Consider the following 13673-nt stretch of genomic DNA (forward strand, 5'->3'; position numbering starts at 1 on the left):
CCATATCTTTACTCAAGCCGGGTGTGAAGCGTATCTTTACCAGATTACGAAGGAATTGTTTGTCTGCAATACGGACACAAAAGGGATTTCCCGTGCCTATATCCAGCCAAAATCGATCCAGAGATTCAAATTCAGTTAGACCGTTTGGTGTCGCCTTGATGCGCACGCTTCGTTGCGCACTTTCTACGGCGACCACGTGTCCAATTTCGCGCCAGCGATTATGCATTCTTGCCGTCAGTGGTGTTGATCACTTCCAACCCCACTTTTGTTTGCGATTTGGTAGACGCCGCAAAGAGCAAGGTACGAATCGCTTTAATGGTCCGGCCGTTACGGCCAATAATGCCGCCAATATCGGAATCATCTACGCTGAGCTGAAGCGTTTGACCTGCTTCACCTTCGATAAGACGCACTTGAACCGATTCTTGGTGGGTTACTAATTTCTTTGCAATAAACTCTACTAATTCTCGATAAGCCATTATGCTTGGTCCGTTTCAGCCTGCTCCGAGTCAGATTCGGCGACCGCCTCTGCGGGAGCGTCATCGGCTGCTGTTTCTTCGGCGGGCGCTTCTTCAGCATTTTCTTCCGCGGCAGACTCGGTAACTTCTTCTTTTACCGGTTCTGCACGGGGCGGCGGAGGCGGCGTATAGCCCTTCTTTTCCACCACATCGCCTTTGATATTGACTATGGAGGATTCAGGTTCCGGACAGGTCCCTTCGTGGAAATGCTGCATTACACCGGTTTTGCTCATGATACTGCGAACCGTACCGGATAGTTGAGCGCCTTTACCAAGCCAATCCAAAGATTTGTGGGTATCCACTTCGGTTACCGCTTGGGGGGATGCCGTCGGATGATAAAATCCCAATACGTCTAAGTCACGCCCTTGGATACGGGCACGTGAGTCTTGCACAACAATGCGGTAGTAAGGTTTGCCTTTTCTGCCGCCGCGTTTTAAACGAATTACTGTCGCCATAAATGTCCTCTCCGTGGCTTGAGCCACGCAAAAATCCACAACTAATAACTAAAAGTATAAGGGCCGTGCCGGAATGGGCTGCCGCTACTTGCATGCCCACCGCATCGGCGTAAGTATATTAAAAACCCGGAAAGGGGGGCATGGGGCCGTGGGGCGTACGACCGCGTTTTTTGCCTTTTCCACCCTTCATGGCTTGTTTCATCATTTGTTTCATCTTCTGAAACTCTTTCAGCAGCATGTTTACTTCTTGAACGGAGGTGCCGCTGCCGTCAGCGATGCGCCGGCGTCGGCTGCCGTTGATCAAGTTCGGATTACGACGTTCTTTCAGGGTCATAGACAAAATGATTGCCTCGGTATGTTTTAGCTCATCTTCTGCCATATCCATACCACCTTGCGGCATCATTTTGTTGATTCCCGGAATCTTTTGCAGCAAATCCGTCATACTGCCCATTTTCTTCAGTTGGCGCATGTGATCCAAAAAGTCTTCAAGATCCCAATCGCCCTTGCGCATCTTTTTTTGCATCTGCGCCGCTTTATCTTGATCCACCACCTGCTGGGCTTTTTCAACGAGGGAGACAATGTCGCCCATGCCCAGAATCTGGCCTGCCATCCGTTCCGGATGGAAAGGCTCCAAGGCATCAAGATGTTCGCCAACACCGACAAATTTAATGGGGCAGCCGGTCACTTCAATGAGACTTATCGCTGCGCCGCCTCGGGCATCGCCATCCATCTGGGTGAGGATCACGCCGGTAAGGGGCAATGCCTCATGGAATTGACGCGCTGAGTTCACCGCGTCCTGCCCGGTCATGGCGTTGGCTACAAATAAAATTTCATGGGGATTCAACTGTTCGGCAATGAGACGCGCTTCAAGCATCATTTTTTCATCAACATGAAGCCGTCCAGCCGTATCAAATATAACCGTATCACAGCCGCGCATACTCGCTTCGCCCAGCGACATCAAACAGGTCTCAACGGGGTCTGCATTTTCGCCAAGACTGAACATTTCAGCGCCTGCTTGTTTCGCAACAATTTCAAGCTGCTTGATGGCGGCAGGCCGGTACACATCGGCTCCGACTAAAAGCGTTTTATGACCTGATTTCTTCAGGTGTACTGCCAACTTGCCGGCACTCGTCGTTTTACCCTGACCTTGTAAACCGGCCAGCATGATCAAGGTCGGCGCTTTGGGCGCACGCGCCAGCGGCGCGTTCTTTTCGCCCATCAATCGGACAAGTTCATCATGAACAATTTTAACGATCTGCTGACCGGGATGAATACTTGCAAGTACTTCTTGTCCCAGTGCCGCTTCTTGAACGTTGGCGATGAACTTTTTCGTTACTTGTATATTGACATCGGCTTCAAGCAGCGCATTGCGTATCTGCTGCAATGCCTCACGCATATTCGCTTCTGTGAGGCGACCCTGTCCGCGAATAGTCTTAAAGACAGATTCCAAACGTTTCGCCAAGTTATCAAACATGCAATTGCTGAGCCTATCGTTATTTTATGGTTGCTTAAGGTTTATCAAGATATCCAACCCGAAAAAACACGCCTGCCCAAAAGAAGAATTAGATAGGTCAGGCAACCTTGTTCGAAATTGGAAGTGAGAATATTCCCTCTCGAAGGAATCAGGGTACAGATAGGACATTCTGTTTCTGATTCTGGTACTCTTAGAGGAATAGTGTAGCAAATAACGGATTGGTTCGTCAAATTCAATGAAGACGAGATTTTTATTCCTTTCCCATCCCTCAAATTATTTTCTATCTGAAATAGGATTCTCTATAATAGGGTATTCAGGTCATGGAGTGTCCACGACACAGATTCTCTGTGTGAGTCTTTGTGCAGGGACACATATAACGCAATTAAAAAAAGGATCATAAACAATGGATAGACGGAGTTTCCTGAAAAGTACCATTGCTGCGGCGCCGCTGATCATATCGGCATAAGCCTTAGGGCGGAGCGGACCCGGCGCCAATGAAGTGGTTGATGTGGCTATCGTCGGGCTGGGAGGGCGTTCAAGAGACATTGTTGCCACCATGTTGGAGATGCCTCAAGTTCGCATTGTTGCGGTCTGTGACTGTTTCGGTCCACGGGTGGATTCTGCACGCAAGGCACTGGCCGACCGAGGCATCACCTGCAATGGCTATTTAGACTTGGAAGAGATGCTGGAAAAAGAGAAATGCGAAGGGGTCATGGTAGAAACGACAACCCATGCCCGCGCATGGGTCACCTGTCTGGCTATGGCAGCGGGGAAAGACGTCTATATTGAAAAGCCCATGTGCCTGTCCGTTGCGGAAGGCAGAGAAATGGTTAATTGCGCCCGACATTTTAAATCGGTTACCCAAGTGGGCACGCAACAGCGATCCATAGCGCTTAATAACTGGGCCAGTGATCTGGTTAAAAATGGCGCCATCGGTAAAATTAAACGTGTGCTTGCCCCCAATTTTATTGGCGGTCTCACTTGGGAAGATAAAGAAGCCCAAGAAATGCCTGATGGTGGACGTGCGGATTGGTGGGATGTTTGGACGAACCAATGCCAACTGAGACCCTATCATGAACATCTTCATTATTGGTGGAATAATTGGCTGGAATATGATGGCGGCGGCATGTCCTTCGGCGTTACAGGCTGGGGCACCCACAGCTACGACCAGCTGCAGCGGGGACTGGGAACCGATGAGACCGGTCCTGTGGAAATCATTCTGGAAGAGCCCGTATCGGTTCGACGCGGTTATTCCGATGAAGATCGCCAACCCGATCCCAGCGAAACGGGCGAACCTTATTATGATATGGTTAAAGACAAACGAGGACCCCGCGCCAAGGTCACGATGAAATATGAAAGCGGAACGGAAGTATTGCTTCATCTTGACGCGAATTATGGCCCCGGACTCGGCTGTATCTTTGAAGGTGAAAATGGAACCATAGAAATCAACCGGGACAAAATTAAGCTAGACCCGGAAGAATTACTCAGTAGTCCCGATAATCCCGGGCATCTGCAAGTGGCAGAAACGCAGCCCCATATCGCCGATTGGGTGGATTGCATTAAATCCAGAAATAAATGTACGGCCGATATTGAATATGGGCAACGGAGCAGCACCATGTGTTATTTGGTCAACATTGCCCGTGCAGTTGGGCGTGTCGGCGAAAGTCTCCACTGGGATCCCAAGGCGGAACGCTTTACCAATTGTGACGAAGGAGACGCCATGCTCCAATTGGAAAGACGTGAAGGCTATGAGCTGCCAAAATTAACCTGACAACATCTCGTTATGTAAGAGTCTTTTATAGGTTGGACAGGGGCTTTTTCATAATGCCCCTGTCCACCGGATCAACTTTTCTGTAACCTCAACACAAGCAAGGGAATCAACATGTGTAGGCCTTTTTGTCGTAAACGAGTGTGGCGAATGGGTATTGTATGTTCCTACTTAATCCTTGTATCTTTCGGAGCAGCGGCAATGAATACAGATATGGAATGGAAAGCCTCTTGGATATGGGCGCAGCGCGGTGATTACAAGCTGTACAACGACACCATCGAAGCGCAACGGGACTTTGATCTCAAGAATCCCGCTTCCGCTATCCTTAAAATAACGGCAGACACACGATATCGCCTATATATTAATGATACGTGGGTCAATGACGGACCTTCGCGCAGCTGGCCCGAACATTACCAATACGATCAAATCGATGTATCCTCTTATCTGCGTGAGGGCGCGAACAGTATTCGAATCATAGCCAAATTTTTTGGTATCGGCACCTTCCATCAAGTACCTCAGGAAGCAGGACTCTTGGCACAGTTGGAGGTAAAAGATACAGCGGGCGCACTTTTTGTCTTAGGTACAGATGAAAGCTGGCAGGTGCGCGACCTTCCTGCGTGGCAGCGTTTCGCAGCGAAGCAATCGGTGCAAATGGGACCTTTTGAATTTTACGATGCGCGACGGGCACCGGGTTCTTTTGAAAAGGCCGTGCGCCGCTATACTGCCGATACCGCGCCCTGGACCAATCTTGAAGAGCGGGACTGCCCTTTCTTAACCGCCATACCGCGTCCCGTGAAATCCCTTATCGCAACCAATGTGTTGCGAAAACCGGTAGTACAGAGTTTCATTTTCCCCACGGCAGAATGGTGCTACGACGATGTCCTATTTTCCAATAATCAGACCGTTATAACAGGCGCGTTTTCGACTGTCATCAACGTGCCCGATGGGGGCACCATTATTGTGGATACAGACGGGAACACTGCACTCATAGATGGTAATAAAGCGCGGGATAATCGTTTTGAGCTCGAGCCCGGAAAGCATCTGCTTTATGTGGTGTTGACCCAATATTGGGGACATTGGCGCAACGATACGCAATTATGCCTTGTTTCGGATACTCCCATGACTTTGGAAAATCCCCTCAATGCTTCTGTTGAGAGTCCCTGGAGTTTTATCCCCTTTTCCCGAGATATAGCCTATCGTTTTGCCGATTACCAATGGGCGCTCATGGAGCCTGCAGAAAAAGAGCGCATTGAAAAACATATTCGCCGGGTGGTGGATGATGAGCTGAGGAAGCCGCCGCTCTTAGAAACTTTTGCTGAGGCAATGAAAGACCGCGCCCGAATTGTTGACGCCGATGAAATGACGCCGTCACCCTATTATGATTTCCAAACACGCCACGTTTTGGAAGGGGTTGAAGCGGATATAGAATTCACAGTGAACAATAACAAGGAATTGGAAACGCTGAGGGTGCTGCCCTCTGAAGCAGGGGATGTAGAGCTTATTTGTGATTTGGGCGAACAAAATGTGGGCTATTACACCTTTGAAATTGAAGCGGAAGAGGGATTGATTCTTGATTTCTTCGGCGTGGAATATATCGCGCCTGACGGATCGGTGCAATTTACAGAACGATACCGTAACGGCATGCGCTATACCTGCAAAGAAGGGAAAAACCGATTCACCAGTCTGATGCGCCGTTCCCAACGTTATTTATTCATTACTTTACGGAACCAAAGGCGCCCTGCGCAGATCAAAAAGATTCAATTAATCGAATCTACCTATCCTGTTGAGGAAAAGGGGAGTTTTACCTGCAGCGAGCCTTTATTAGATCGTATTTGGGCCATTTCCGCCCATACCTTGAAACTGTGCATGGAAGATGTGTTTACCGATTGCCCCCTCTACGAACAGACCTTGTGGGTGGGCGATGCACGCAATGAGGCGCTGTTCAATTATCCCGCCTTTGGGCATGCAGACATTGCCAAACGATGTATACGCCTCGCCGCCTTCTCTTTGGATCACTACCCATTGGTGCAGTGTCAAGTCCCGTCCACTTGGGAGACTATTATTCCGGTGTGGGGTTTCCTCTGGAACATCATGATTTGGGACTATTACGAATTTACCGGTGATACGGATTTCTTGGAATGGGTTTTCCCCTATGCCATGAAGAATCTCCGCAATGCGGCGGAATATACGGATGAACGCGGACTTTTCAGCGTTCCGTTTTGGAATTTGTTCGATTGGTCCGGTATTGACGATAACCACGCGACCGTTACCCACAACAGCATGTTCGCGGTCGGCGCCATTGATGCAGCACTGAAGATCGCCAACCTGTTAAATAAGGACGAAGACAAGGAATGGCTCCGCGCCTATCGTGAACAATTGAAATCAGCGTTAAATCAACTCTGGCAGGATGAACTGAATATGTATCCTGACAGCGTTCACAACAACGGCGCAATGAGTGAAAAGATTTCACTGCACAATGTGTTTCTTTCCTTGCTCTATGACATTGCTCCTGAAGATAAAATTGATCTGTTAAAGACCTACCTCGCCGAACAACCGGAAAATATGACGGCTATCGGCTCACCTTTTGCGCTCTTGTATTTATTTTCCACCCTGGAAAAGATGGGGATGAAGGAAGAGGTCGTGCAATGGATTCGAGATGCCTATGAACCTATGGTCGCCCTAGACGCGACCTCTGTGTGGGAAACCTTTGCCGGCGCCTTGAATTATATCGGTAAATTCCCGACCAGAAGTCACACGCACGCGTGGTCGTCGTCACCTCTTTACTTTCTGAACCGTATTATTTTGGGTATTGTTCAAGAGAGTCCGGGCGGACAAGCATATACCATCAGCCCCCATCTTTGTGGATTGACTTGGGCAAAAGGCAGCACAGCCCGAACGGAAGGCACCGTTCAGGTAGAATGGTCTGTAGAGGATGAGGTGCTTACGATAAAAGCGTCTGCACCTGAAAACGTAAGCTTAAATTTTGTCCGAAACGAAAGCCTCAAAGGCTTGAAGATTATTTTTAACGGGGTTGACATGCAAGAAAAGAATTCTTGACTGTGTTCAAAATGAGCCGCTATGACGCAACTTTTGCGTATTAAAGAACAGTCCTATTGAAACAACTGTTTTGTCTTGGGCTGTCATCTAAACCTTGATTATAACGTTATTAAAATAAATAGAGTGAAGCTATACATGAATAATTTTGTCTTTAATAAAATGCGTGTGGCACGCGCTATAGAGTGCCTTATTGGCTTTTATTTTATCGCGGGCGCTATTCCCAAATTTCTGAATGTGGATAAGTTCGCTGTTCTTATGGCAGGGTATAAGGTGGTTGTTTCGCCGCAAATGATACAGCTCTCCGTATTGTTTACGATTTTTTTGGAAATTGCGCTGGGGATGCTCTTGGTCTTCGGTGTGCGATTAAAAGGCCTGACTATTATTGGGCTTCAGTTAATTACCGTATTCTTCACGGTATTGATTGCCTACGCTTGGAAAGTGAATGGACTTGAGGATTGCGGTTGTTTCCCCGTTTTTAAAATGTCGCCGCCTGTTTCTATTATAAAAAATATACTCATTTTCACCGGCAGTATTTATATATTGTGGCACTTGGTTCTGTTTCGCAAGGAGAAATCCCCCGACGCGGCAGACAAGGATCAGGACGCTTCAGTGCAAGAGAGCCGTTTCTCGTGGCAGCTTCGGCATAGCGTGGTCGGATTGGCGCTATCGATAATTGTATCTTCAGCCTGCGCCGGTTACGCGTGGAGGACTTTTGACAGTGCCGCCCTCATAGAAGACGGCTCCGGCGAGACGGGCATTTTTGCCCAATTTGAACTATTTATGAATGAAGGATATTTTAATCTCGCGGAAGGGATTCATTTGGTACCTGTTCTCAGTAGTTCCTGTCCCGAATGCAAAGACAAGGTGCCGGAACTCAATGAATTGTTTATGAATATTGATATGCCGCCCATGGTTGCCCTGTGCTACGAGGAAAACTTTGGAGAATTGGATGAGTTCCGCGCTGAGACCAATCCTATTTTTCCCTTGCATTCTATTGGAGACCGGGCACTCTTATATTTCCGACTTATTGAAAACGAACCCTTCAGACTGGTCTTGGTGGAAGATGGTCATGTCTTGGCATCGTGGGATGGCTTTGTTCCCGACGCCGAGATCATCGAGGAGTGTCTGGAAGGAAATTGTTAAGGCGGTCACAGACTTTAACAATCCTTGATGGGAGCAAATTATTTTACGTCCCTATAAGAAACTCAAGAATGGAGACGCGACAGGTTTTGTGTTTCCTTTTGCAAAAATAATCATGTGTCTGATATCATTCACAGTTCAACAATGAGAAGTTCGCGGCACTGCCGACAATACTTCAACACCTTGTTGATTGCAACACGCGGCTCTTGCATAAATACCGGCGGAGGCATGGTTCCGGTCGTTTCGAAAGCCCATTTCCATTATTGACAAGAAAGGTGGAAAAGCATGGCACCCATCATTAAGGTAGAAAATCTAAACAAAATTTATGAGAGCACATTTCGTGGACAAGATGTGCATGCCTTGAAAGATTTAAATCTCGAAATTCAACAGGGAGAAATCTTTGGCTACCTCGGTCCCAACGGTTCAGGAAAAACGACAACCGTCAAGATGCTCTTGGGTTTAATTTTTCCGACCTCAGGCACCATCGAAATCATGGGCAGCAAGGCTATCGACTCCAGCGCGATTAAACGGCATATCGGATACCTGCCTGAAGGGGCATACTATCCCGATTTCTTGCGGGGCGAGGAGATCTTGCATTACTATGGTCGGCTCTACGGACTCAAAGGCAAAGATCTCAAACGCAGAATTGATCAGACCTTGGAAATGGTGGGGATGAAACACGCACGCAAACGAATGCTGCGCGGCTATTCCAAAGGAATGCGTCAACGTATTGGTTTGGCGCAGGCGCTGATCAGCGATCCCGATATTTTAATTCTTGATGAGCCGACTACCGGATTGGATCCGATTGCGCGCAAAGAGATCCGCGACATTTTGTTGCAATTGCGCAGCGAAGGGAAGACCTTGCTCATCTCCAGCCATGAATTGTTGGAAGTGGAGATGATCAGCAACCGTGTGGGCATCTTATTTGAAGGGGTCTTACAGACCATCGGCGCCGTGGATGATTTGCTGACACAGCGTGATATGCTCATTGAAGTGGACGGCGCGACGGAGCCGATCCTGCAAGATATGACCCAATCCGGTTTTAAGGTGGAAGATCATATCGGCACGCGGTTGAAATTACGATTGGAAAGTCCCTCCGCTATGTCAGAAGTCTTGGATCTGTGCAAATCCAAATCCTTGCAGATTTTAAGTGTTACTCCGCGTCGGGAGAGTCTAGAAGAACTTTTTGTGCGTGTCGTTGGTGCGGCCGAAGCAGCACGGAGATAATTGAATATGAACAGGATTTTTTCGTTTTTTTCGGGTCCGGCGAGTATTGCCATGTATACCTACAGAGAAGGCATCCGCAAAAAAGTACTGATCGGTTTCCTTGTTTTGAGTCTTCTCGTAATTTTTGGATCCAGCTTTATTTCTTCTTTCCTTGATCCTACGACGGAAACAGACATCAATCTCAAATTGATCAAAGATATTTGTGTGACGGCTATAGCCATATTCGGCGCGCTCATTACCATTTATATCAGCGCGTCCGTTGTGCCGGGAGAAGTGGAAAATAAAGTTATCTATACCATTCTTTCCAAACCGGTGCGGCGTATACAGTACTTGATGGGGAAATTTCTCGGCGCGCAATTGATCATTATCGTGAATCTTTTGCTCATGGGCATGCTCTTTTTTATGGCCCTCTATTTGCGGCAGGGGGTCATGCCCACGTTGCTGTTATGGAGTCTATTGCTCACCTACTTCCAATTCGTTATTATCTCTGCCTTCACCTTTGCCCTTTCCTGTGCCGCCAGCTCGCCGTTAGTGCCCACCGTTGGCGGTCTTTTCCTGTACATCACCGGTAATTTAACCGAGTATTTAAAAGACGTAGAACATAGAGCCGGTCAGACCGGTCAGATGTTAGACAAAATCATCGGCGATATCGCATCCGGGCTCTATGCTATTTTGCCCAATTTGCAAAACTTCAGTTTGAGTACGCAAATTGTTACCGGGCAGCCTAATGATCCGCCTGCTGATGTGTTAATACCCAATTTGATCCTCTACGGTATGGTTTATGGATTGGCTGGATTTGCTTGTGCTTACCTAGTTTTCTGGCGCAAGGAGGTATAATGTCGGCATTGTCCAAAAATATCCAGCGAACTATCATCATTGCCTTTATTATAGGCACCTTGGCGATAGGCGCTGTGTTAAATCTGCATCTTCGGCATTTGCGCCAATCTGAGGCTTTTTACAGATGGATTCTCGCCTTTGCAGTCAACGACCGGCTTTTCCAAGAAGACAGGGCTGTCGCCGCCGACTTTGATCTTTTCTACCAATGTGCGGAAGTGGTCGATACCTTGCCGGAAATGACAGGGCTTATACCGCCTAAAGACGAATCCAACACAGCCCCAATCAGCGCACTCAGTGTAATCGCAAGTGATTATACACACGATAAAGAGCTGTGGAATTTTGCGCGCAGTAAAGAAGCAGCTCCCTTGCGCGAAGAATTCTTATCCCTCGTTAGAGAACGCAAATTACGCTTTGCCCAAGATATCCAATACGCAGAAGCGCAAGCGGGCGGTGTGAACCTATTCAATTTCTTTTTTGGATTCCGAAAAGTTGCCGCCAACTTTGTGTGGCTTGAAGTGGATCGCTATTGGCATCAAGGGAACACCTATCGGATGATTACCCTCATGCGTACCTGTGTGGCATTGGATCCGCAATTTATCGATGCCTATCTCATCGGCGCTTGGCACTTGGCTTATAATGCCACAGCCCGTATGCCCGATACGCCGTGGCCTTTGCGCGAATGGCACGCCAAATATGAAAAATGCCTGGGCGAAAAAGAACGCTTTTATTATGTCGCCGTTGATTTTTTGAAGGACGGTATCCGCAAAAACTCCAGAAACTCGAAATTATATTTCGACCTCGGATTCTCTATCTATAAACAAAAACTAAAAGATTATCCCAACGCGGTAAAATATTTGGCAGAAGCGGTACATTTCCCCCATGAGCAGTATGTGCCCCGACAACTCTTCCTCTGCTTAGAATTAAACGGTCAGTATGAAGAGTCTCTTGTCGGCTGGAAAGACTATGCCGCCAGATATCCCGATAATCCTGTGGTGCAGGAGGTAGCTCCTCGATTTATTGCCAGAAATGAAGGCTTTATTTTAGAAAAGCTCGCCTCCAATCTGCGCAAGAAAGCACGGGAAGCAGGCGATCAAGAAGAGGCAGAACGCCTGAACAACGAAGCCTCAGATCTCTGGGAACAGGCGCGCGCCGTTTGGAGCAGCATCAACGATCCTTTCGGAGAAGGCAGGAAAATGCGCATGGAAGCCTTGGACATGCGTGAGGAAGGGCGTCACCTTGAAGCCGTTGCTTACTTGGACAAGGCACGTTGGGAAGCCTCGGATCTCTTTGACGATTTTTCTAATTTAATTATTGAGATCAAGCAAGAGGCCGGCATTCCGCTCACTATTTCTGAGAAGAAGGCTGTTATTCGTGAGAGTGAAGCCGGCATTTGCGCAGGCATGCCCGAGGACGAAATCGAAAAACGCTCGCAAGCTGCGCAAGAACTTGATGCTGCCAATTGATTCCAAATAAAAGACCATATTCCCCGCTTCGGTATGAGTGGCGCTCGTTGCATAGGATTCTTTTCGCCTTAGGGAAGCAGCTCTAAGCCAATCTCGTCGTTAAGGAAAAAGCCCTGTTCCGTGGGGCATATCTTGTCCCCTTTGTATTCCAATAATCCCCGTTCGATCAATCGTTTCAATTGGGTGCCGAAACTGCGATGCACATCCACACCAAAACGACGGTGGAAGTAGTTGGGATCCAGTCCGTCACGGAGTCTAAAATGTTGAATCAACGTTTCCACCTGTTCTTCTTCGGTGGAAAGCTGTAAGCGCTCCGCTTTCAGTAATGGATCTTGGACATAAGCTGGCAAATCCGAGGTATTTACCATACGGCAATGATCGGCAAAAGAGTAGGCTCCCGGACCAAAGCCCAGATACCATTCATTCGTCCAATAAGTGATGTTGTGTTGGCATTGAAAGCCTCTTTGCGCGAAATTGGATATTTCGTAATGCTCATAATCCTCTAGAACCAACCGTGCGTCCTGATAAAGACCAAGGAGAAGATCCTCATCAAGCTTTGTGTCCCGCTCCGCGTAGAGGGGGGTGCCCGGACAATAACTGAGCTCATAGGTTGATATGTGGGGCGGATTATAGGCGCGCGCAATGCGCAGGCTTTCCATCCAGGTATTTCTTGATGACGCGCCAAAGATCAAATCCATTCCCCAATTGTCGAAATGACGTCCCACCGTCTCAATCGCCTTGCGTGCCTTTGCTCCGTCATGGCGCCGACCCATGCGGATAAGCGTTGCATCGTCAAAACTTTGTACGCCCACACTGATGCGATTAACGCCCAAGCTTTTCCAGATCTTCACACGGGAGTCGGTGACATCTTCGGAATTAACTTCCATGCTGATTTCAGGCCGGGAAAGATTTGGCGCAAACTTAAATTTGCGGTGTAGGGCGGAAAAAATCTTTTCCAATTGGGTTTCGGAAAGTAAGGATGGGGTGCCTCCCCCCAAAAAAATGGTCTTGATCGAAACGTCGCCGTCATAGGTATCGATCTCCCGACAGAGCGCCCTCAGATACGCCTCAAGATCGTCTGCTTTATACAGATAACGCACAAAATCACAGTAAGAACAGAGACTGTGGCAAAAGGGAACGTGGACATAGATACCGTAGGGGGTTGCCGCCATAGCGCGGGTGTTCCTGTATTTTACCGTTTGCCCCGGCGTTTTAAAGGCCACCAGCAGAGCGATATTTTGCCTTGAATATCAGATTCAGGTACCCAGCCGCATATCCGGCTGTCCAGCGTCATATCCGACGAGCCCTGAGCATCGCTCAAAATGAAGTAACTGTTTTCCGGCACCACGCTGTAAGCTTTTGATTTGTTTCGCCCATAGGGCGCTTCCGTGGCGATAGATTCATAGGTCTTGGGGGCAGGCGCAGGCAAGGTCATGGGAGTATCGTTGATGAGTAACGCTCCATTTTCAAAGCCGACTTGTTCGCCCGGCGTCGCGGCGATTCGTCCTACGAGGAATAACCATTCTTTGGTATCGGCGACTTTTGCAGAATAGAAGACCAGATCGCCTCGGGCAGGTTTACGCCAGCGAATGGGAGAGCCGCGCAGCAGCGGGATATGCAGCCCGTAGCGGATGAACGATACTAATAAATGATCGACATCCTTATTTTGCTCCGATACGGGAATGGCACAGAGCCGATAGAAGAATAAACGCAGCGCGATCAGGATCAGTACAATGG

The 13673-nt window shown here is 48.2% G+C and carries 11 protein-coding genes; 6 read left to right on the forward strand and 5 right to left on the reverse strand.

Annotated features, from left to right (window positions below):
• Nucleotides 1-218: 218 nt before the first annotated feature.
• The 3 genes from GX117_06010 to ffh form a co-directional block, all read right to left on the reverse strand.
• On the reverse strand, nucleotides 219-479 hold the full coding sequence (locus GX117_06010) for a KH domain-containing protein (protein ID NLO32896.1): 261 nt from the start codon (nucleotides 477-479) through the stop codon (nucleotides 219-221).
• Entirely contained in the window at nucleotides 476-970 is a 495-nt protein-coding gene (gene rpsP / locus GX117_06015; GenBank protein NLO32897.1) for a 30S ribosomal protein S16, read from the reverse strand. The genes GX117_06010 and rpsP overlap by 4 nt, the downstream gene beginning before the upstream one ends.
• 118 nt (nucleotides 971-1088) lie before the next feature.
• On the reverse strand, nucleotides 1089-2444 hold the full coding sequence (ffh, locus tag GX117_06020) for a signal recognition particle protein (protein NLO32898.1): 1356 nt from the start codon (nucleotides 2442-2444) through the stop codon (nucleotides 1089-1091).
• Nucleotides 2445-2943: 499 nt separating this feature from the next.
• On the opposite strand from ffh, the gene GX117_06025 reads away from it, so the two are divergent.
• The 6 genes from GX117_06025 to GX117_06050 all read left to right on the forward strand — a co-directional run bounded on the left by GX117_06025 (nucleotide 2944) and on the right by GX117_06050 (nucleotide 11936).
• The gene (locus tag GX117_06025; protein NLO32899.1) at nucleotides 2944-4215 is read left to right on the forward strand and encodes a Gfo/Idh/MocA family oxidoreductase; all 1272 of its coding nucleotides are present in this window, start codon (nucleotides 2944-2946) and stop codon (nucleotides 4213-4215) included.
• A gap of 198 nt (nucleotides 4216-4413) precedes the next feature.
• Entirely contained in the window at nucleotides 4414-7269 is a 2856-nt protein-coding gene (locus GX117_06030) for a hypothetical protein (GenBank protein ID NLO32900.1), read from the forward strand.
• A gap of 135 nt (nucleotides 7270-7404) precedes the next feature.
• Nucleotides 7405-8412 carry a hypothetical protein gene (locus tag GX117_06035; protein ID NLO32901.1) on the forward strand — a complete coding sequence of 336 codons (1008 nt, stop codon included), beginning with the start codon at nucleotides 7405-7407 and terminating at the stop codon, nucleotides 8410-8412.
• Between the two features lie 282 nt (nucleotides 8413-8694).
• Entirely contained in the window at nucleotides 8695-9636 is a 942-nt protein-coding gene (locus tag GX117_06040) for an ABC transporter ATP-binding protein (GenBank protein ID NLO32902.1), read from the forward strand.
• Nucleotides 9637-9642: 6 nt separating this feature from the next.
• Nucleotides 9643-10473 (forward strand): ABC transporter permease subunit, encoded by an 831-nt coding sequence (locus GX117_06045; GenBank protein NLO32903.1) that lies wholly within the window; start codon nucleotides 9643-9645, stop codon nucleotides 10471-10473.
• Nucleotides 10473-11936, forward strand: a complete 1464-nt coding sequence (locus tag GX117_06050) for a hypothetical protein (GenBank protein NLO32904.1) — start codon at nucleotides 10473-10475, stop codon at nucleotides 11934-11936. The genes GX117_06045 and GX117_06050 overlap by 1 nt, the downstream gene beginning before the upstream one ends.
• Nucleotides 11937-12004: 68 nt before the next feature.
• Here the strand turns inward: GX117_06050 and hemW are convergent, their stop codons facing one another.
• Nucleotides 12005-13108, reverse strand: a complete 1104-nt coding sequence (hemW, locus tag GX117_06055) for a radical SAM family heme chaperone HemW (GenBank protein NLO32905.1) — start codon at nucleotides 13106-13108, stop codon at nucleotides 12005-12007.
• A 20-nt stretch (nucleotides 13109-13128) separates the two neighbouring features.
• Nucleotides 13129-13673: signal peptidase I (lepB, locus tag GX117_06060; protein ID NLO32906.1), on the reverse strand; the 545-nt coding region annotated here is incomplete at its 5' end.

The sequence above is a fragment of the Candidatus Hydrogenedentota bacterium genome (genome assembly GCA_012523015.1).
Taxonomy (GTDB): domain Bacteria; phylum Hydrogenedentota; class Hydrogenedentia; order Hydrogenedentales; family CAITNO01; genus JAAYBJ01.